Source organism: Pseudoduganella ginsengisoli (assembly GCF_009720865.1).
GTDB classification, from domain to species: domain Bacteria; phylum Pseudomonadota; class Gammaproteobacteria; order Burkholderiales; family Burkholderiaceae_D; genus Rugamonas; species Rugamonas ginsengisoli.
Window position 1 is genome coordinate 1 of record NZ_WNLA01000006.1, and the last position, 20,094, is coordinate 20,094.

The 20,094-nt window shown below is 53.9% G+C and carries 15 protein-coding genes; 8 read left to right on the forward strand and 7 right to left on the reverse strand.

Annotation, left to right across the window (positions count from 1 at the left end):
* Positions 1 to 123 precede the first annotated feature (123 nt).
* Both GM668_RS11310 and GM668_RS11315 read left to right on the forward strand, forming a co-directional pair.
* Positions 124 to 1,116, forward strand: coding sequence for an AAA family ATPase (locus GM668_RS11310; protein WP_371868688.1), 993 nt, complete (start codon positions 124 to 126; stop codon positions 1,114 to 1,116).
* A gap of 483 nt (positions 1,117 to 1,599) precedes the next feature.
* The gene (locus GM668_RS11315) at positions 1,600 to 1,830 is read left to right on the forward strand and encodes a hypothetical protein (RefSeq protein WP_155439072.1); all 231 of its coding nucleotides are present in this window, start codon (positions 1,600 to 1,602) and stop codon (positions 1,828 to 1,830) included.
* Between the two features lie 62 nt (positions 1,831 to 1,892).
* Here the strand turns inward: GM668_RS11315 and GM668_RS11320 are convergent, their stop codons facing one another.
* Together GM668_RS11320 and GM668_RS11325 are read right to left on the reverse strand one after the other, a co-directional pair.
* Positions 1,893 to 2,576: a restriction endonuclease gene (locus tag GM668_RS11320; protein WP_155439073.1), complete on the reverse strand. Its 684-nt coding sequence runs from the start codon at positions 2,574 to 2,576 to the stop codon at positions 1,893 to 1,895.
* Positions 2,566 to 3,606 carry an integrase domain-containing protein gene (locus GM668_RS11325; RefSeq protein WP_155439074.1) on the reverse strand — a complete coding sequence of 347 codons (1,041 nt, stop codon included), beginning with the start codon at positions 3,604 to 3,606 and terminating at the stop codon, positions 2,566 to 2,568. Before GM668_RS11325 ends, GM668_RS11320 begins: the two co-directional genes overlap by 11 nt.
* A 1,256-nt stretch (positions 3,607 to 4,862) precedes the next feature.
* On the opposite strand from GM668_RS11325, the gene GM668_RS11330 reads away from it, so the two are divergent.
* Both GM668_RS11330 and GM668_RS11335 read left to right on the forward strand, forming a co-directional pair.
* The gene (locus tag GM668_RS11330) at positions 4,863 to 5,492 is read left to right on the forward strand and encodes a hypothetical protein (RefSeq protein ID WP_155439075.1); all 630 of its coding nucleotides are present in this window, start codon (positions 4,863 to 4,865) and stop codon (positions 5,490 to 5,492) included.
* A gap of 500 nt (positions 5,493 to 5,992) precedes the next feature.
* A complete protein-coding gene (locus GM668_RS11335; protein WP_229499236.1) occupies positions 5,993 to 6,184 on the forward strand; it encodes a helix-turn-helix transcriptional regulator in 192 nt (63 codons plus the stop codon).
* Between the two features lie 129 nt (positions 6,185 to 6,313).
* Here the strand turns inward: GM668_RS11335 and GM668_RS11340 are convergent, their stop codons facing one another.
* Positions 6,314 to 7,486 (reverse strand): Fic family protein, encoded by a 1,173-nt coding sequence (locus tag GM668_RS11340; RefSeq protein WP_155439076.1) that lies wholly within the window; start codon positions 7,484 to 7,486, stop codon positions 6,314 to 6,316.
* Between the two features lie 527 nt (positions 7,487 to 8,013).
* On the opposite strand from GM668_RS11340, the gene GM668_RS11345 reads away from it, so the two are divergent.
* Positions 8,014 to 9,435, forward strand: coding sequence for a tyrosine-type recombinase/integrase (locus tag GM668_RS11345; protein ID WP_155439077.1), 1,422 nt, complete (start codon positions 8,014 to 8,016; stop codon positions 9,433 to 9,435).
* A 67-nt stretch (positions 9,436 to 9,502) separates the two neighbouring features.
* Here GM668_RS11345 and GM668_RS11350 read toward each other — a convergent pair whose 3' ends face one another.
* The 4 genes from GM668_RS11350 to GM668_RS11365 are packed head-to-tail and all read right to left on the reverse strand — an operon-like array spanning position 9,503 to position 17,922.
* The gene (locus GM668_RS11350) at positions 9,503 to 12,187 is read right to left on the reverse strand and encodes a TnsA endonuclease N-terminal domain-containing protein (protein WP_155439078.1); all 2,685 of its coding nucleotides are present in this window, start codon (positions 12,185 to 12,187) and stop codon (positions 9,503 to 9,505) included.
* Positions 12,177 to 14,123 carry a site-specific DNA-methyltransferase gene (locus GM668_RS11355; RefSeq protein ID WP_155439079.1) on the reverse strand — a complete coding sequence of 649 codons (1,947 nt, stop codon included), beginning with the start codon at positions 14,121 to 14,123 and terminating at the stop codon, positions 12,177 to 12,179. Before GM668_RS11355 ends, GM668_RS11350 begins: the two co-directional genes overlap by 11 nt.
* Positions 14,120 to 17,017: an ATP-dependent helicase gene (locus GM668_RS11360; RefSeq protein ID WP_229499208.1), complete on the reverse strand. Its 2,898-nt coding sequence runs from the start codon at positions 17,015 to 17,017 to the stop codon at positions 14,120 to 14,122. The genes GM668_RS11355 and GM668_RS11360 overlap by 4 nt, the downstream gene beginning before the upstream one ends.
* Positions 17,018 to 17,034: 17 nt before the next feature.
* On the reverse strand, positions 17,035 to 17,922 hold the full coding sequence (locus GM668_RS11365; protein WP_155439081.1) for a WYL domain-containing protein: 888 nt from the start codon (positions 17,920 to 17,922) through the stop codon (positions 17,035 to 17,037).
* A 155-nt stretch (positions 17,923 to 18,077) separates the two neighbouring features.
* On the opposite strand from GM668_RS11365, the gene GM668_RS11370 reads away from it, so the two are divergent.
* From GM668_RS11370 to GM668_RS11380, 3 genes are read left to right on the forward strand one after another with little or no spacing between them, the layout of a single operon-like run.
* Positions 18,078 to 18,353: a multiubiquitin domain-containing protein gene (locus GM668_RS11370; protein ID WP_170305601.1), complete on the forward strand. Its 276-nt coding sequence runs from the start codon at positions 18,078 to 18,080 to the stop codon at positions 18,351 to 18,353.
* Positions 18,328 to 19,527 (forward strand): ThiF family adenylyltransferase, encoded by a 1,200-nt coding sequence (locus tag GM668_RS11375; protein WP_170305602.1) that lies wholly within the window; start codon positions 18,328 to 18,330, stop codon positions 19,525 to 19,527. The genes GM668_RS11370 and GM668_RS11375 overlap by 26 nt, the downstream gene beginning before the upstream one ends.
* Positions 19,517 to 19,930 (forward strand): ubiquitination-like system serine protease family protein, encoded by a 414-nt coding sequence (locus GM668_RS11380; protein ID WP_155439084.1) that lies wholly within the window; start codon positions 19,517 to 19,519, stop codon positions 19,928 to 19,930. The genes GM668_RS11375 and GM668_RS11380 overlap by 11 nt, the downstream gene beginning before the upstream one ends.
* Positions 19,931 to 20,094: the final 164 nt, after the last annotated feature.

Below are 20,094 nucleotides of genomic sequence, written 5' to 3' on the forward strand. Positions count from 1 at the left end.
GCTTCAGAACGGCAACAATCTGTTCTGCAGGAAAATGTTTTCGCTTCATGGTCATCCTCCATCCGCTAAGGGATTATTGACCAAAAAACTCGCGCTCAAAAGCGTCTAATTTTTCCAGAGCAGATCAACAAGGAATCGGCTACGGAACCAACAGCATTCGAAGTGACCTTCACGATCGGCGATGTGTGCTACCAGTACGGTTTCTCCATGACCCAGCAACGCATCATCAGCGAGCACCTGCTCGTGTATAAAGCGTTTAAGCCGCAGCGGTGGTTCGAGCGCCACTTCGACGCGGAGCATGGCGAAGACCTCTACGAATTTGGCACAGGCTTAAAAGGAGCCAAGCATCTATGGGAGGGTGCGCCCCGTCCTAATGCCCTCTTCCTGTCCATGGCGGTCCAGCTCAACAGCGAAGCGTTGCGCCCCATATTTGACTGGTTTGCGCTTAGCCTGGTCATCTTCAATGAACAAAGCCAACTCAACCCGCATGCCTCCATCCAGATGCTCAAGCAGCCCGGCGGCAAGCAGCGCATGTGCGACTTCCTGATGGCAGCGGACATCCGCATTGCGGATATCGAGGTGGTGACGCGCCAGGTACAAGGCCAGACTGTCCACTTAGACATGGCGACGGGGAAGACGAAACTACGCAACGAAGAAGTCGAGGAGCATCAATTCCGCTTTTCCCATCGCACCGAGGGTGGCGATGCGGTATTTGACCTGATGGACGAATCCAACGGCACGCGCAACCTGATGTTCCTGGCCGGCCCGATCCTTGACATATTGAAAAAGGGAATAACCTTGGTGGTGGACGATCTCGATACCAGCCTGCACACGCTGCTGTTACGCCAGATCGTGCGCCTGTTCCACCAGCCGCATGCCAACACCAACGGTGCGCAACTGCTGTTCACGACCCACGACACTTCGCTGCTAGACGCCCCGGACCTGTTCCGACGCGACCAGATCTGGTTTGTGGAAAAGAACATGGAGCAGGCGTCGTCCTTGGTACCGTTGTCTGACTTCAGCCCGCGCAAGAACGAGGCCCTGGAACGCGGCTACCTGCAGGGCCGCTATGGCGGCGTGCCGTTCCTTGAGCATTCTACCGAACTGACGCACTGATGGCAGCGACAACTCACCCAAAGATCGCCAGCGCGTAGAACTTTGAAACGAACCTGCCCGGCGCTTGGCGATGCAATGGAAAGGGCCCGGATTCTCGCGCAGCGCAAGACCGCTGACAATGGCGCGGGGCCGTTTACTAAGGCTGGAGAACTGGCGACAGCCTCACGGCACTCGCAAGGCGGGCTCCAAGTATTTGTGCAACAGTCTGTTGCACAAACCCCATGCCCCCATCCACATACCTGCAGCGGCACTACAAAGCTTCAAATCGCGCCTCCCGAGCACCCTATGGCGAATGTCAATTCATGCGCTAGATAACACCCGCGTCTCCCCGCAATTTCAAGCACTCTGCACGACCATAGATTCCGTCAGCACGGTAGTTGAACACGCGAACACCCAGGCCTAACATGTATTCCCAATGAACCGCGAGGGCGCAAGCATGCCTGCGTCGCACGTTCATCACCCTCAACGCCACGGCGAACTCCCATGCTGCGACTAGGAACCCATATCCGCCTGACAGTGCGCGAGATTGAGCACCTGATCTTTATCACCGATATCGAACCCGGCGAGATCAGGACCATGGACGACCTGGAACGCTATATCAGCAAGTGCAAGCGCCACTACTGGGGCACATCCAGGGACACCCGTGAACTGCATCGCCTGATCGACGAGGCATATCACAGGTGCCTGAAGTGCCATGACCTGACAGGCTCATGAACCGGCGGTTGCATCAGACGACAAACGAAACACCTATTACACTCGAACAGTGCCAACAGCATTCACGGCGCAGCCCGGGCCTTCGCCTTAGGCCATCGGCATTCCAATACGCGCTCACGTATCAGCCGAAGCAGCCGATCGCCGCCCAGCAAGGCAATACGCGCTGTATCCAACTGCGCATGCAACGCCGTCACGCAAAGGCACGAATGCACAAGCAGCCCACCGTCGTAACCGCTCTTGGCAAGAGCCCAAGCTATCGCCCGTACGTCAGCCGCGTGCACCTGGCCACGGAAGCGATTGCACAGCACCGAGCACCAGCCTCGGCCCGGAATCCAGACAACACCATCCCCACCGCCATCGCCACCATAATGCTGGCTACGCAGCACGAACAAGCCAGCATCCTCCAGCGCCGACATGATCACTTCCTCGAACAGCAGCGGATCGATGCGGCGCAAGTATGCCAAGCAGCGCGCGCCGGCACCAGGCTCCTTGAAGCCACGTACCTTGCGCAGCACTCGGCGCGACCGGCGGACATTATGCTGATGCCCAGGAAAATACGACAACCAGGTCAGGTTCACCCAGAGCGAACACCATCGGATTGCCAACCGGCCGAGCGCCCTGCTCCAGCGCCGAAAACGTGCAGCCCACGCAGCATCCCATCCCACGAGGTGCGGCGCATGGCGGTTAGCGGATGGACGATCATTGCGCCCTTGTCCTGGCGCATGCGATGCCTGCTCACGTTTCATGGCCTGCCCCTCCTTTCCCGCGAACCGAACCTAGGTAGGCGCCACTAACGGCAGGCCTATGGTGCCCAAGTTGTTCAGCCACCTGCCGGTAAGCATCGCGCCGTACTTCAGGATCAAACGCCGGGTCGCCGCCGCGCACCGGGGAAAGCACATGCGCCAGGTCGAAGTACAAGTCATTGGCGAACTGGTGTCGCAAGCCATGGGCCGTCACGCCCAATTCCTTGCGCGTCATCCCCGTGCTTCTCACCACATTCGAGAAGCGATCCAGTGCCTGCTTGAGCGACAGCTCCGGGTTGCCAATGTGACCGTGCCGCGTGCGCGCAAGTTCCCGGACCTCGTCGAGTACCTGCCGCTGTTCATCGCTGCGCACGGCGGTATAGCGAAGACGCCCACCCTTGGTGCCACGCTTGATGCTCAAGAAGCTCAGAAAGCACAGCGCCGACGGATGATCCACTGGCAGCGCAAATGCCGGCACTTCGGCAACCTGTGGCGCAAACATCACCGCTTCCTTGCGCCGCATGCCAAAGGCAAGCATCAGGCGCAACTGCATGCCCACGTAAGGGTCGATCCGGACGACCTGCTTGATCAACTCCGCCGGATCGATGCCCTTGGCAGCCCAGCTATGATCATGCTGCGCAGCGTATTGCCTGGTCACCATGAAAGGATTGTCCGCATACACCTCCGCTTCGCGCACCATGCCCGCCTTGCCGATCCACCCGGCGTAGACCCGCAGGATGGACAATTGCTGCTGGATATAGGCCGCACTGCACGGCTGGTGGCGTGCCGGCACGCAGCCTTCCACAGGTTCCGCACACCAATAACGCACTAGCGCCTTCACGTGGCGATCACCCAAGTGATCCGGCGCCGCCTTGTACCCCAAGGAGCGCAACAACTCGAACATCCGGAATAGCGCCTGGCGGCGCGCCGCTCGCGTGCTGTGCGAGATCGGCTTGTGGCGAAATGCATGCATCTCGTTATGCCGGTCAATGATCGCAGCCAGTTGGCGGCGCCAGTCTTGATTCCTGCCCATATAAACCTCCTTGATTGCGCGAATGCTCGCGCTGCCCCATATCCGGCCAGGCCGGCTAAATGGAGCCAATCGGATTCACTGCCTAGACGCCGCCACTGCCAGGTCGCCGCCGCCTTCGGCCCAATCACACCTTGCAGCGCGGGCCGGGCGCTGCAAGTGCCGGAAGATGCCAGCGCGCCCGGACCGGCTTCCTGGGCGCAGGATTGGATAATCAAGGTGCCGTAAAAATGCCTATGTGCTTGGACAGCGAATTTCGCCTTCTGTCACAAGCCCCGCCTCCTGGACGGGCAGTGCCGCGCTGCGCACAGCAAAGACATCACGTGGCGGCGACTCGCCGCAAAAACACGTTGCACGACCTCGCACGGTTATCCTCGGCCCTACCACCAGGCCGCTTCGTGCCACCGTACGTACCGGGCCGTCCGCCGCTTCTATGGCGACGTCACAGCGAGGCACCGCTTGCGCGGTGACCGTACAGTCTGAGGTGTGTATCAAGAACAAAGGAGTACGGCATTGCCGTCCCCAGGCAACCGGACTTGCCGGTGCAACTCATCACGCCAACCAGGGCGTGCCGTGCATGGCATACAAGGAAGCCATACCACGAAATCTGGGCATGACTGCCCATACTCTGAAAACAGATCGGAATTAAAAGGCACGAGTAACGCCGCCATCAAGGACGGGGCGTCCAGTGCAATCGGTGCGTCGAAGCGCAAGAATACTGTCGGGTGGCGGGTGACGACCGCAACGGGCTTTGTCGCAGGCCTGCGCCGCATTGAGAACGCGATGTTCATGGAAGCGGGTCCAGACAGTGCAGCCAGAATAGGAGCCGAAAGGTGGGTTGTCAAGCCATGCAATAGGACCTTGCTCCTTGAGGATTTGTGAATTTAACCCTCAAAGATTTCGTAGCAGCCCGAAAGCGGTCATTCGCCCCTTTGACGCGTCCACTTATTCGATTACCTCTGATTGTAGGCCTTCGATCCGCGCGCCCCGCAACAGCCTTCGTCGTGGCAACATCAGCGTCTCCGGCAACAACTTGGGAACTGGCCGATACGTGGCTAGATGTACCGCACACACCGATGCCCAACGGCACAACGCCTGCATGACTTCCCTGTCAGTTGCCGAAACGTTCTGAATAGCCCCAGCTATTCAAGTAATTTGGCCAAGATCGAAAAGCCCCCTCAAATTGCGGGGCTTTCGGCTGGAGCGCGGCGCGGGACTTGGGTACGCTCGAACGACATCCCAGTTACCCGAGGTGCGCCATGAAATCCCAAACTGAAGTCCGGACTATCATCGTTGCGAATCACGACGCCATAAATCGAAAGCTGCTGCAGCGCATAGCCGATGGGATAAAGCGGCGCTATATCGACTCATCGGGACGCGAGGTAATGGTCTGTCTCCATAGTCCTGAAGCCAAACGCCTCTACCTGCGCTGCTTTACGATCTCGCAGCGACATCTTCATTACGTTACAGCGCAAGCCTGCAGGCGAGTACCCATATATGACGTGGAGCGCATTGGGCAGGAACTCCTCACCATGCTGGATGCCCGGCTCGCCCATTTCAACCAGCTACTGGCAAGCACGGAGGCACATTGCCAAGCTTGTCGTATCACCAGTTTGGCGGAGTACGATGTCGAGCCATTGTCGTTCGCGACGAGGATCTTCTCGGCGCATGACCTCCGAATGGTGGGGCTCATCGAGAAAGTGGATCTACTTGTTCTCATGCTGGAAACGCTACGCATCAATGAAGCGATCACCGTGGCGGAATTGGCCATGCAGAAGTCCCAACTGAGAAAGGCGGTACATGACGCCACCAATGCAGTCCGGGTTGCCAAGCGCACGCTGCACCGAAGGGCGAACTCGTCCCTCGCGCCTGCGGCAAGTCCAGCCTGACCGATGGCGACTGCGCCGGCGCCATCGGCGGCATCACCTGGACATGAAACGGAATCCAGATAGGTACCGTCACATGCATGGAAATGCGGTGCACGACGTTTGACATGCTCCGCCACACGGCCTACATTTTGAATTGCAGTAGCTGGTCCTGCAGAAGTAGGCAAGCATCTTGATTGACAATGCGCACGAACGTGGAATCCTGCACAACCCCGGGGCGCATTGTTTGCGGTAACGAGCAAGCTGCGGCCGAATCATTGCTTCCGCATTGTTCTCTCTTTGTTCACCCTGGTCTTGTCCAGCAGGAGATGCCCGCCTGCCACACGATCGTAGTCTGTCACTTGAGTTGCCAAGGACTGGATCTACAGTCGGCACATATACCGCCGCACCGCTCGTGCGCGTCAAGGCAACGCGCGTGGTACGCAGTCGAGCGCATGCAACCCGTCATTACCAGCCCAACACTCATCATCAAGGAGAATGCAATGCACGAACCTCGAAAATTCATGCGCCTGCCGCAAGTGATCGCAGCCACGGGATGTTCACGGACGTCGATCTACGATGCCGTCAAGGCCGGAACTTTTCCGCCCCCGATTCCCATTGGGGCCCGGGCGGTCGCCTGGGATGCGGAATCGATCGCAAAGTGGCAGCAGGCATGCATGTCCAGAGTAGCCCTTTACGCGACTGACAATCGCTGATGGCTAATGGCGATGTGCGCTCAAAAAAGCAGATCGCCATCGATGGCCCCAAGCCTGCTGGCGGGCTTGGGGCCATTTTACATAGCCGCCATGTTGAGATACGAATGCCGCAGCCCCGGGGGATGTCACTCAGATCAGCGGCTGGTTTACTTCGGGATAAAGGGCAGGAAAAAGGGTATTAAGTGCATTCAACGGCAACCCCATACGAACGGGGCCAATCCGGTGATCACTGACCAGCAAGCCATCGTCGAGCAACTTGGCCATCAGCGAACGTGCCGTACGCTCCCCCAACCCGGTCATCTGGGCAAACTCCCCACGGGTGACAGGTCCCAAGGCAAACACATGGAACAGCGGCAAGACCGCTTCGCGGCGGTAGCCCTTGTCCGCAACGCTGCGCTGTATCACCAACGCTTCGATGCGCTGGCGCACACCATCGAGATCCAGTAGCTTCGACATGTAGCTGACCTGGTCGTGGCAAACATCCAGGAAGTAATGCAGCCAGGTCGAGAAGCCCTTCTCGCTGAGATTGCCCCTTCCATCGAGATCACCCTGGCGCATCATGTCCGCCGCCTGCAACGCAGCGTAGTACCTGGCCGTGTCGCGAGCGAAGCCACGGCTTGGGGACCACAAGCCTTCCGACAGCTTCCATAAAGCGCAATGGGTCTGCAAGCGCGTCGCCCGGCCGTTTCCATCAGCAAACGGGTGTACCCATGCGCCCCGTTGATGGGCACAGGCGGCTGCGATCAAGGTGCTTTCCCAGCCGCGTGCCACGCCATACTGCTGGTCCATCCGGTGCAGGAACTTCGGCACGGACTGCGCGGTGGGAGCAACATGCCGCCCGACCTCGACGTCCTGCACGCGCAACTGGCCTGGAACGATTTCCATCCCGTCGTCGGACAATCGATCCTCTACCGCCAGGCGTTGGTACATTTCACGGTGCGCCATGATCAAGAAAGCCGACGTCAGTGGTAGTTGTGCGTTCAGTTCCCCCTCCAACGTTTCCTCGGCCGCGATATGAGCCAGCGCGATGCGTTGCAAGCGCGCCTCATCAGGCCGCTGGGAAAAATCGTTGCCAAGCGCCCTGGCGATGTTCAGGGGATGCGTGCTTTGCCCTTCGATCCGATTGCTGTAGTAGGAATTCATCTGCCGCACCAGCGCTCGGATGGCGGATCGCGTCGTGGCATGAGCTTTTTCCGTCAATTTCACGGATGCCACGACAATATCTTCAGCAACGGGATGCAAATCCCGCCACAGCCGGTCACTTGGCCATGTCGGTTCGAACTGGTGGATTTCATTGAACATTTTTGCCGATCTCCTTGCCGATCCCTATTACTTACAAGCCTATGATTCTAATGGAGTAATCGAGAAAACTCCTGACGCATGTATAATTTTTTTGCCGATCGATTTGCCGATCGTTTTACCGACAACTGGAACTCCGCCACGATATCTGGGATCGAAGGCATCCGGCGTGGCCGGCAATGATGTGAATTGGAATGCGGAAGTGGGAAGCGGAAGTGGCCGCAAGTAGCAGCAGAAGCGCTGCCAGGATTTTTTCTTACCAAATTTCTTACCAACTGCGCCACATACGAAAAAGGCCAACCCGAAGGTTGGCCTAACTCGTTGAATCTATTGGTCGGGGCGAGAAGATTCGAACTTCCGACCCCTTGCACCCCATGAGATAAATCACACATCCGCAGACGTCCGGCGCGATCCACCAGCAACACACAAACTGTTTAAAATCATATAGATACGAAATTTCATCGTCCAGTGACGGCCGACGATATACACTGGCATCAGAAAATATTTAAGGCACGGTTAAGGCACGGATCATGGCGAAAATGACGGCCCTGCAGGTCGCGGCACTGAAACCCCGCGACAAACCCTACAAGCAGAATGTCGACACCGGGCTGCAGCTGCGCATTGCCGCCAACGGGGTCAAGACCTGGATCATCCAGTACGTCGTCGGCGGCCGGCAGCGCGAACTCAGGCTGTCCCGCTCCTATGGCCCGGCCACCGATGACGGGCATTTGTCGTTGGCCGATGCGCGCAGCGAGGCGGCGCGGGTGCGCGCCCTTGCACGCGAAGGCATCGACATCCAGGTGCAGCATGAGGAGGCATGGGCGGCGGCGGAAATGGCAAAGTCAGCGGAGGCGGCCATCCAGGCTGAGCAGCTCGCCAAAGCCGCAATGGAAGGCAAAACGGTCCAGGATATGTTCGATGCCTGGATTTCCGATGGCGTGCGCCGCAAGGATGGGAACGCTGAACTGAAACGCAGCTTTACCACCGGTGTGCTGCCGCACATCGGATCGATCAAGGTGCGCGACATCAACGAACACCAGATCCGCGGCGTGCTGCGCAAACTGGTCGAGCGCGACGTCAACCGGGCGGCGGTGATCTTGCGCAACGATCTGACGCAGATGTTTGCGTGGGCACGCAAGCGCCAGCCTTGGCGCAAGTTGCTGGTGGAAGGCGACCCGATGGAGTTGATCGAGATCGAAAAGATCGTGGCGCCGGACTTCGACATGGATGGCTTCCGCGATCGCGTACTGTCCGACGCCGAGGTCACCGAACTGCGCGGCATCCTGGTTCGGCGTCAGCTTGAATACGACGCGGCACCGAACAAGCGCGTGGTGCCACAGCCGCTGGAGCCGATGACGCAGTGCGCGATCTGGATCATGCTCTCGACATTGACCCGCGTGGGGGAAACATCGATGGCCAAATGGGAGCACGTCGACCTAAAGGCCGGCGAATGGTTCATCCCAAAGGCCAACGTGAAGGGCAACATCAGCGATCTAACCGTTTATATGTCCGCGTTCACCCTGGAGCAGTTCAAGCGGTTGCACGCACTGACCGGGCACACAGCCTGGTGCTTCCCTTCCCGGAACGTGGAGACGCACCTCGACGTGAAGTCCTTCACGAAACAGATCGGGGACCGACAGGGCATGTTCAGGCGAAACAAAGACGGCTCACCACGCGCGCCGATGAAAAACCGCGTCCAGGACAGCACCTTGGTGCTGGCCGGCGGGAAGAATGGGCCATGGACATCGCACGATCTGCGGCGCACCGGCGCCACCATGATGCAGCGCTTGGGCGTCAGCATCGAAGTCATTGATCGCTGCCAGAATCACGTGCTGGGTGGCAGTAAGGTGCGACGACACTACCTGCACCATGACTACGCAGAAGAGAAACGGGAGGCTTGGCGCCTGCTAGGAAGACACTTATCGCAACTTACAAAAGAAAAAACATTATAAATTTGTAATGCGATTTGCAAATCTCACTTAAATCCTAACTTAGCCAAGCGCTTATTCCTCTATTACCTTATAGCAGAAGTCTATAGTGCCGTTTATCGGCATCTGACGACTTAAGGATGCGGTATTCCATTCCACTGGCAACCGCAATTTGTTGGGCGAAGTCCTTTTTGGCTTGCACCACTGCATCCTCGATCTGGTTATCGGCCTTCACCTCAACAATGACGTACTTCAAGCTACCATCAGGCTCTTCACGCTGGAAGATAAAGTCCGGGTAATAACTGCGCACAGCCCGAGAATCAGGATCAATGTACTGTATGAAAAAATCGGACTGGCCATGGGTCAGCATCCCGGTGAAATAGATTTTTTTCACACGATTCTCGCGCAGCAGATCCCAGAAAAGCCAATTTTCCGAGCCAGAATCGAAGCAGTATGTATCAAGGTGAAAGCTTTTCGTGCGCTCCTCGTCTTTGATCAACTCGCTGCTCATCCGAACAATTTTATCCTTCGCTGCAGACACCTCATAGTATCCATTCGGCGGAACCTTGATCAAATCGACTTCATGCTCCTCATTGTGCTGATATTCATCGAGGTTGTAGAGTTGATGGAACAGGCGCGGGATAATCTCGTCGTAGAGCAACTCGTTGAAGTCATTGGTAATGGCAACCAGTTCGTCAGTGCCTTCCTTTGTTTCGTCAAGCAGTCTCTCAATCTCCAGGGGGTTTCGGTTCAAATATCGAGACACCTCAGCCACAAGCGATAATCGGGAAAAGGTACGCTTCTTCCTCCGCGAAGTCAGGTCAAAAGTTCGACTTACGGATGCGCGAGCTGCGTCAGCAGCAGTCAGCCCGTCTTGCTGCGTTTCGATTAGCCGATAGCGCTCGATTAGCGAGTTCCAACTTTCCTTGTTAGTGCGGTCAAGGCCCAATGCTTGGCCAGGTACAAGCATCTTTTCGCGCATAAGGTATAGCTTGCGAACGCGCACTAGCTTGATCTTGACAGAGGGCTCAACGACGCGGACTTCAACTCGCTCCTTATCCTTTGCGACCTTTTGAAGCTCTTCGGCACTGATGTGGAAGTTTTGTTGCAGCTCGTCGTTCAGAGTATTGAGGTTGTCATCAGATAGGAAGACGTGGCCAGTATGCTGCGCTCCACCAATAGCACGCAGACAGCGCATTGTGGCTTGCAGAACGAAAACTTTAGACTTGGGCTCACGGAACAGGCCTACACCGAAAAGCGAGCGACAGTTCCAGCCTTCGCGGCCTTTATTGACGAGCAAGATGAACTGCTTTTCAGAGCCTTCGGTATCAAGACGATTGAACTCACGGATATCGTCGTTAGTAGTGAGTTTGTCATCGCCCACATTGACTAGTATCCTCGAGGTCGGAATGCCGTGTCTAGTCAGCGCGCGCTCCACGGCTGGCCGTAATTCGCCGGTTAATTCATCAATAGTAGAGGCAAAGAAGGCCAACTTCGGCAGCAGACCTTCCGGTCGTAGCTTACCTGTCTCATTTAAAAAATTCTCTATAGCAATATCAACAAATTCGTCGGTGCGGGTGTTTGCATATCCATGCAACGTCACCTTCTTAAGGAACCCCTTGTCGATAGCCTCCTTAAGTCCATAAGCGTAGACCACCTCCGGTAACACCGCGCGCCCCACATAGGGGGTACCTGTATAGTTATAGCAAGCGACAACTCGAGTGCCCGCCTTACTCAAGCTAGCAGCCAAAATGTCGATAGTCGTACGCAAGCTTGTATCGGATTCTTTCGCCCCGACCCCCATGTCCTTTGCCAGCGCTTTACCAAATGCGTGATGGGCCTCATCCACGTAGATACCCAACTGCTCCAAGCGACGCAATTTCTCAAACCGTTGGTTGGTGGTGAGTTCACCATCATCTTCCGGTTGATCGAAGTCGTAGAGGTCTGCGGCCTCAGCGTAGACACCGGTAGCGCCAATAGTATCAACAGCGGCGCCAAACAATTTATCGACGCAGGATCTGTCCTTATGCTGACGCTTGAGGATAATCTTTTGTGTGTTAGAAACGATGATATTGAAGCGCGATCGGTCTAACGTATCAAGGGAAGTACCTGCCTCTTCAAGATAGTGAAAACGTAGATGCGTAGTTAAAAAATTAACATATTCCGGCGGCACAACGCGGGTAAGGTCAAACGCCTCGATTTCCTTCAAGGACTGTAGTACCGTTTTGTCGGGTGCAAAGACCAACGCGTTGTGGCAATAGCGGGCATCCTTCTCGAACTTATTGCCTAGCAAGAATTCATAAAAAATACATGTCGCCATAAGGATGGTTTTACCTGTGCCCATCGTCAGAGCGAAAATATAGTTCGGGTAAGTGCGCGAATTTTTTTGCATTACCGCGAACACAGCTCGGTATTGCTCCTGAGTAATTTTATCAAAAAGACCCACCTGTCCTGTATTGCCAGACACTACGCCGCCCTCAGCACGATCGGCGAAGCGACCTTGCTTCTCAAACCAATTTTGGAAAATGGCCTCAACCTTGGCATTTCCCAAGAATTCTTTGAGAAAGACATAGGTTTCAAGCGCTTCGAACTGTGGCTGCCGCAGGAAAGCTTTAGGATTCTTCTCTGGATTATTAAAGTCAAGGAACTTACGCGTCAATTCCTTATAATGCGTGCGTATAGTACCTCTGTTGGTCTGGTAAAACTGCCAAAGAAACTGGAAAAAGGCGAAGTCGAGGGACGCATTCACTGCCTTTGCTACGCGCTTAGTCGCCATTGCTTACACTCCCTTCCCACGACTCTGACAGCAAATCAGTGATCTTCACGCGGATAGTTCCTGCATCGCCAGGAATTTTGTACGTTCCCTTGACCAAATCGTCCCTACCTGGAATATCTACTACTGTCGGCTGCAATACCGCACCATCATAATTCCAATCAATCAACACGGACTCAACCAGCTCCTTCCAATTTTCAATCGATTCTTTTTGGAGAGACAGTTTTTGCAACAGGTTCATAGGATAGAACTGCTTTACAACTAATGTACCCTCTTCGATAGCAAGCTTAGCGTGCGAATCCCGTTTAAACTCTAAGTCAGCCTTGTCGCGCAGGATATCTACGACTTCCACATCGATCTTAAATGGCTTGGAAGCGAATTCGAGTTCGGCTGCCAAGTTCGGTTCGTGCCCCATACAGACAAGAGTTATTTTTTCAACCACACGATTGGGATTTTCATTTTGCCTTTGTTGCCATGCTTTATAGTCAAATCCAGCAATTAATTCGTTTAAGTCAGCGCGTGTCGCAATGCGATTGATAGGCATTATCTTAATCATTCGACCATCTTTCTCGCCATCGAAAATAGTGGTGAACTCTAGCTTCTGCACTTCTAACGCTTCGATCAGCAATTCTTTCGCCTGGACAGGATTCCGAAAAACGTCATAGTGATTAACATTTAACACTTCAAACCCAATATAATGAGTAAACTCACTCACCAAGCTTTTTTGGCGCAATTCATCAGCCAAACCTATTAGGCGTTTGGTAGTTGTCTGGATTGCACCAAGATTAATATCAGCACCAATAAAGCGCCGTCCAAGTTTAAGGGCGGCGGCTTGAGTCGTCCCTGAGCCCATAAAACAATCAAAAACTAGCCCACCAGGTTTCGAGGCTAATGACACAATTCGTTCAAGCAAGGCTTCCGGTTTTTGAGTAGGATAATTGGTACGTTCCTCAGCCATTGGATTAACTAGCTTTATATCTGTCCATAAAGAAGTGAGAGGTTGCCCCGGCCACTCATCAAGAAAAGATTTTTTATAAATGCGTTGATTCTTATCTGAAGGAAAGTAAAGTAACCCCTTCTGATCAAGTTCTTTCATACGTTCGAGTGAAACACTCCAGCCAAACCTAGGAGCTTTGTAACCGTTATACTCATACATTAAATTGGGACGAGGCTGAGAGGCATTTAACGGAATCAAGTTATATTTCCGGCCATCGCCATCATCACGACTAAAACGCTCAATATATGGATCATCCTCATCCCGGATATAAATTGGATTGAATTCAAAATCATTACTCTTCCCAAAAACGAGAATAGTATCAGTAATTCTCGGCAATACCCGAGCATCTGGAGAAGTAGTCCCTCCGCGCCGCTTCCAAACTATTTCATTGAGGAAGTTACCCTTCCCCATAATTTCTTCCAACATCAAGCGCAAATGGCTATTAGCATGCCAGTCGCAATGAAGAAAAATAACTCCAGTAGGAGATAACAACTCACGAAGCATTACAAGGCGCTCATACATAAATTGCATGTATTCATCATTATTCCAAATATCGGAATATTGCTTTTCCTCAAAAACTCCAGTGTCGTTATATATACTCCCTTTCCCAATCTTGATTTCCTTCTTGTATTGAGCATTTGAGTCAAAAGGCGGATCGATGTATACGAGATCGACTTTCCCACGATACTCTTTGATTAAATGACTCATCACCTGAAGGTTATCACCCCAGAAAATCTTGTTGCGCCAACCTTCTACTTCTTCGCCGTGAACCTCCTTCAATTGAGCGGGGTAGTACTGCGTTGAAGTAAATGGTCGTTTTCCGCGCCAATTGAGCATCGGATAGCCTTTGATCGGTTCAAACTCATATTTCTCGACATTAATAGCGCCGACGTCAGCAGAAGCGAGTTGCAGACCTTCTTGTGTAGCGAAGTTTTTCGTCATTTGTTGTTTTTCCTAAATTTCCAGTCCTTGTTGTCGCAGTACGAGCGCATGTCGCAGTTTTGGCAAACTTTGGTTGGACGTGCCACCAGCGCGTAATCCTGCTGCTCAATACGGGTCACAATTTCGTCAAAGCGGGCTATTGTCTTGCCGATTGAGCGATCATCCTTCCCAAATGAAACGTAGGGATTCCCCTCATCTTCCCCTGTGTAGTAAAGATGCATCCGGCTAACCTTATGGCCCGTTCGCTCCTCTACCAGATGGGCGTACACCTCCAACTGGTGTTGGTATTGCCGGAGGCGGTCCCGCTCCTTCTCCATGTCGGGCTTCTTTTCAGATTTAAAGTCGACGATTTCCACCGTATCGTGCTCACCGCGAATAAGGTCGACACTGCCTTTAAGGATGTATTGATCCTTGACTAGCGAAATTTCAACCTCGGCCTCCTTGATACGGTCCCAGTTACCAGTCTCCCGCTCGTAGTAACGCAGCACATGCAACAACGCCGCTTGCTGCGAACCAGGTGCCAGGTATACACGTTCCTTCTTGGATAGCATGGTGTAGTTGGTCGAAAACCAAGTTTCAATGACTTCCCGGTTCAGGATGCCTTCATCACCGCGCAACACCGTCTTGTGAATGTCCTCGATGGTTTGGTGTACTAATGTACCGAACAGCATTGGGCTTTCACGAATCGGTGCAAACTCCAGTTCCTTGAAAAAGCGGTACTGCTCGGCACAGTTCTCGAACACCGTGATGTGCGACGTGAAGGAGTATTCGCGCTTCAGGTTAATTTGCTTGACGGCCTCAAAACTCAGCGCCGATGGGTCAATATCACGCCAACTCGGCAGCTCATAAAAAAGACGATCGAAGTACTTTGAAGGTGAGCGGCCACGTCCATGCTTTTCCTGCGCCGCCAGCACTAGCAGGTTTTGAGCACGAGAGAACGCTGTGTAAAACAGGCGCCAGAAGTCGAAATTTTTAATATGATCAAGTGGTTCGAAACGTTCCTTCGAAAGGTAACCGCCATCCTCCAGAAGCACGTCAAGTGCGCTGTACTGTTTGCGGGGCACTGCCTCCAGCGAACCGCAAACGACCACTGGAAACTCCAGGCCCTTTGACTGGTGGATGGTTAGAAACGAGATGCACCCCTTAGGCGCATATTCCGCATCGTCCTCATATTCCCCGATGCCACCATCGACGAGAAAGCGCAAGAACTGATTGAAAAAGTCACGGATGTTTTTCTCCAGCCACTCAGGATTCAAGACACTGACATAGTGCAGATACTCGAACTTGGTAAGTAATTTCGAGAACTTACCGAGATTGCGTGCCGCGCGGCCCTTGTCCACGCCCAGGACCGCTTCATCGGTGAGGAAACGCGAAAACAGCGGGAACTGCAGCAGTTGGTAGAATAGGCTGGAGAATGCGTAGTCGGTGTTTTGTGTAAGCACTGCATGGCGTTTGGCCATTGGACGCGCCCACTCCAGCAATGGTTTGTTTTCTGGCTTACGCAGCTCAGCGACGAAGGCTGCGAAACACTGATGGTCGTAGTAATCCCAGATGGGTAGCGTAACGCCTTCGGCCCATGCCCTCACTTTGGGAAATTGCGGGAACAGGAAGATCAGCGCGCCAATCATCAAACGGATTTCCTGGCGCTCAAAAAACATGTTCGAGCGCGGCGAGAATACCGGCACCCCCTCCGTTTCGAGGAAACGCGCCAGCGCGACCACCTTGTCGTTCTTGACGGAGCGGAACAGGAAGGCAACCTGATTCCAGTCGGACAAGCGGCCCGAGGCCTTCAGGCCATTAAGGAAGGCCAGAACTTCCGCGTGCCAGTTAGTGCTTTCATCCTCATCGTCGCTGGCTGCAAGCCGCACAGCGGTCGGCGCTGCTGGAAAATCATCCTCGCGCGGTACGATTTCTTTAGCGAAGCGGAAGACACGTGTTCCATCATCCCACCTCTGCTCACGCATCCATTCGTTGTAGAAGCGGATGATGTCTGGGTGTGAACGATAGTTGACCGAAAGCGTCACGCGTTTGCATTGCCCCTCCGGAAATAGAGCTGGAAACTCCAAAATGTTACGGATGGTCGCCCCACGGAAGCGGTACAAGCCTTGGTCGTCATCTCCTACGACACAGAGATTGCGCCGCTCACCTGCCAACAGCAAAAGAATGCGTTCCTGGATGGTGTTGGTGTCCTGGTACTCGTCCACCATCAGGTACGTCAGCTTTTGTTGAAGCTGTGCCAGCACTGCAGGGTGCTGTTCCAGCAACCGCAACGCTTCGTATTGAATGCCCGAAAAATCGAGAGCATTATTCTCGAGCATCAGTTCTTGATACTTGGCGAAGCACGCAGCCAATGCCCGGATTTCCAATTCAGGCGCTGCCGCCAATGTATCGACATCGAGGGCTTCTTCGCTGACCTTGTTGAGCCACTTGAGCAAGTTCTCCGACTGCTTCCATCGGCCGGCCTGGTCGTCGCCCATCACGAGCTGCGCATCAGGTAAGTCGCGGAAGTCCTTAATACGCTGGTACAGGAAATATTGCTGATCGAACTGGTCGAACAGCGTGAAGCTGCGCTTGAGCCTGGTGAACTCGCGAAAGTCCTCCAGCAGCCGCAGGCAAATCGAATGGAAGGTGCCAAGGTACATTTCGTTCAAATTGAACCTGATACCGACCTCGGTCAGCCGATTTGAGATGCGAGTGGTCAGCTCGCGCGCAGCCTTGTCCGTGAACGTAACAACAAAGAGAGACTCCGGCGCAACACCTTTCTCGGTGATCAGGTACACGATTCGCTCCACAAGCGTGAAGGTCTTACCTGAACCAGGTCCTGCGATAATAAGCACCGGACCATCGATTGCATGAATGGCTTCCCGCTGCTGCGCGTTCGCTTTGCTGCTCAATTTATTCGTTTCTGATGTCATATCGCGGTGTTGTCGACTTTGTTCTTAGATTCGCTGTCATCGTCAAATACCCACGATGACACGCCACTGTTTAACAATTCCTCACGATTCTTCAAAAATAGCTGAAACTCTTTCGGGTCCTTCGTCGCATTCGGCGTTGTGTCGATATGCCAGTGCCGAAGGAAATAAGAGACCAGGCAAACACGCAGGCGCGCAACCATGCCCTCCGCTCCCATGTCGTAATCCCACTGAATTGTCTCCGGATGGGTTGATCGCGGATGGGCGATCAAGCGAACGTCGACCTCAGCATTCCATTCAGGATCCTGCGCAGCGCTAACCGAGGATCGTTCTCCCTCAACCACTTCCTGGAAGCGGGCTAGGTTGTAGTCCTTGAAACGCTCTTCGTTGTGGTCAAAGCAGCGCACATGCCATCGCAGTCCATCATGGACCACCGCAGTTGGAGAAAGTCTGCGTTCGCCCGCGCCACGTTTGAGAGAAAAGTATTTGGCAGATACTTCGCGCTGTTGATAAATCGCCCGAGTCAGCGTCGCGACAAGCCCCGCCGGCGTTTGGCGTTTGATCGATAGCTGCACCGAGCTGGGTAAGCGCTTGGCATGCTCAAAGTCCAGCGCAATCGCACGCTCCCCTGACAGCGAAAACAGGGCCTGCCCCACATCATGCTCGAAATGCGGGGTACCGCCAGCGTAGCGGTAGCAGCGTTGGCGCAAATCGTATTCCAACATGGTCGGCGCAGTTTCCGCATAAAGGGAAAGATCCTTCGTCGCAGCAGGTTCGCTGATACCAAAACGAGCGACAAGATCCTTACGTGCAACTTGGCCACAGAAAAATGCCAAAAAGTCAATATAAAAAAGGCGCTCGCGCTGTATATCCCGCTGTGTGTCCATGTAGTCTCCTCTGCTGTACGCGCGATTATAAGGCTTGCCAAACCACACAGCAAAGAAATTATTACGTGATAATTTTTATTGCCACGTATTTATAATTCACTCATAATGCAGCTCATGGGCGACTCACGCCTCAACCTTGTCGATGGAAAATGACCATGAGTAACCAGCAAAGCCAAAGCAATAGCAGCGAGCACGGGCAGCCGTTTGAAATCATCATCAATGCCGAGAAGTTCGAAGTGCTCAAGAAAGAACTCACCTTCCGCGAGCTGTGCGTCCTTGCATTTCCCGACGCAAATTTCGGCGATAACTGGGCCTGGACGGTGACGTATTCCGATCCGCACGGCCCCGAAGGCTCTCTCGTAGACAATGCCCCTTCCATCAAAATCAAGAAAGGTATGGTGTTCAATGTTGGCCGATCTGATAAGTCGTAATCCGGATCTCCAGCGCCTGATGGACGACGGCTACAGCGTCGAAATTCGGCGGCAGACCGGCTTGCACCTTTTGGTGCACGACGTCCCGTACCGGAACGCACCAGGGGATTTGAAACGCGGGACACTCGTCTGCCCGATTCACTTGCGCGAGGACAACCTGACGAACGCCGCGGCAAATCACCAGGCTTGGTTCATCGGTGAACATCCGTGCTCAATAGAGGGCACCCCCATCGCAGGAATCGTCCACTCCAGCGGTCGGAGTGATTTCGGCGATGGCATCGTTGTAGACCACGGGTTTTCCACTAAGCCGCGGACTGGCTTCTACAACGACTACTACGACAAGATGACTCACTACATTAACGTCATCTCAGCTCCGGCCCAACATTTGGACCCGACCCTGACCGCCCGGCTGTATAAGCCCGCACAAACGACGGACAACTCGGTCTTCTACTACGCTGATACGGCGTCCACGCGCTCTGGCATTGGCTCCATTGCTGGGAAAGTGGCCGCACTTCGAATTGCGATTGTCGGCTTAGGGGGCACCGGTTCGCACATCCTCGACCTGGTCGCCAAAACGCATGTAAATGAGATTCATTTGTTCGACGGCGATGCCTTCTATTCGCATAACGCTTTTCGAGCGCCGAGTGCTACCGCTATCAGCGACCTTCAAACTCCGGAACTCAAGGCGAAACGCTACGCCCGCATTTACAGCGTAATGCGGCGCGGTGTCGAAGCCCATCCGGAATATGTTACCGACCAGAATGTCGGCCTGCTGCAGCATTTCGACTTCGTTTTCATTTGTATAGACAAAGGCGCAGCGCGGGAATTGATAGCAAAATACTTGCTGCAGGCAGGCATACCATTCATCGACGTCGGCATGCACGTCCAGATGACGAAGGATGCCCAAAAGCTGGTAGGCCAGGTTCGCACAACGTTTTTCTCTCCGAAGAAAAACGACCACTTTGATCGTAGGGTTCCGGTCGACTCCGGAAACATGCGAAACGACTATGGCTTAAATATTCAGGTCAATGAACTAAACGCGCTGAACGCGGTCCACGCCGTGATTCGCTGGAAAAAGTACTACGGAATCTACGATGATCAAATTGGGGAGCATGAATCCGTGTATGCCATCAACGCTCATATGCTGACAAAGGACGAACGAGTTGAAGGTTAATAAATTGCACCCCGAGTACGTTGAATTCATGCCAAAAGTACTCGAAGACGGCGTCCTCTATATTTCCGAAAAATATATGACCGCAGCGCATAAGTGCTGTTGCGGCTGCGGCCAGAAGGTGGTAACGCCTTTACGTGCCACCGAATGGACACTATCGAAAACCACCTCTGGTGTCACACTTCATCCGTCGGTCGGTAATTGGGGTTTCGCTTGCCGGTCTCACTATTACATCAGAAACAACCAGGTGATTTGGGCAGGCGACATGACGGAGGCGCAGATTCAGCGCGGTCGGCGCCTGGATCAGATCGCGAAAGAGGAATACTTTGCCCCCAATGAACAGCTTGCCTGCAATCGCGCAAATAGTTTCTTCGGACGTATTATCTCTCGACTTTTCGGAGACTGATATTGAAATGCACGGAATTAAGCTAATCCATGTTACTAGTCCGTGGGCACTTGAATCCATACTGGAATCAGGCGTGTTTCATGCCGTGAGCGGACATCCGTTAAACGGCGACTCTGGAATAAACTGTTTCACCGTTGGTCAGCCAAGTAACCTTAACCAGCGAT

Coding starts and splice junctions, on each gene's coding strand:
- GM668_RS11315 (WP_155439072.1), top strand. CDS start 1,600: ATGCTGCGACTAGGAACCCATATCCGCCTGACAGTGCGCGAGATTGAG.
- GM668_RS11320 (WP_155439073.1), bottom strand. CDS start 2,576: ATGAAACGTGAGCAGGCATCGCATGCGCCAGGACAAGGGCGCAATGAT.
- GM668_RS11325 (WP_155439074.1), bottom strand. CDS start 3,606: ATGGGCAGGAATCAAGACTGGCGCCGCCAACTGGCTGCGATCATTGAC.
- GM668_RS11330 (WP_155439075.1), top strand. CDS start 4,863: ATGAAATCCCAAACTGAAGTCCGGACTATCATCGTTGCGAATCACGAC.
- GM668_RS11335 (WP_229499236.1), top strand. CDS start 5,993: ATGCGCCTGCCGCAAGTGATCGCAGCCACGGGATGTTCACGGACGTCG.
- GM668_RS11340 (WP_155439076.1), bottom strand. CDS start 7,486: ATGTTCAATGAAATCCACCAGTTCGAACCGACATGGCCAAGTGACCGG.
- GM668_RS11345 (WP_155439077.1), top strand. CDS start 8,014: ATGGCGAAAATGACGGCCCTGCAGGTCGCGGCACTGAAACCCCGCGAC.
- GM668_RS11350 (WP_155439078.1), bottom strand. CDS start 12,187: ATGGCGACTAAGCGCGTAGCAAAGGCAGTGAATGCGTCCCTCGACTTC.
- GM668_RS11355 (WP_155439079.1), bottom strand. CDS start 14,123: ATGACGAAAAACTTCGCTACACAAGAAGGTCTGCAACTCGCTTCTGCT.
- GM668_RS11365 (WP_155439081.1), bottom strand. CDS start 17,922: ATGGACACACAGCGGGATATACAGCGCGAGCGCCTTTTTTATATTGAC.
- GM668_RS11370 (WP_170305601.1), top strand. CDS start 18,078: ATGAGTAACCAGCAAAGCCAAAGCAATAGCAGCGAGCACGGGCAGCCG.
- GM668_RS11375 (WP_170305602.1), top strand. CDS start 18,328: ATGTTGGCCGATCTGATAAGTCGTAATCCGGATCTCCAGCGCCTGATG.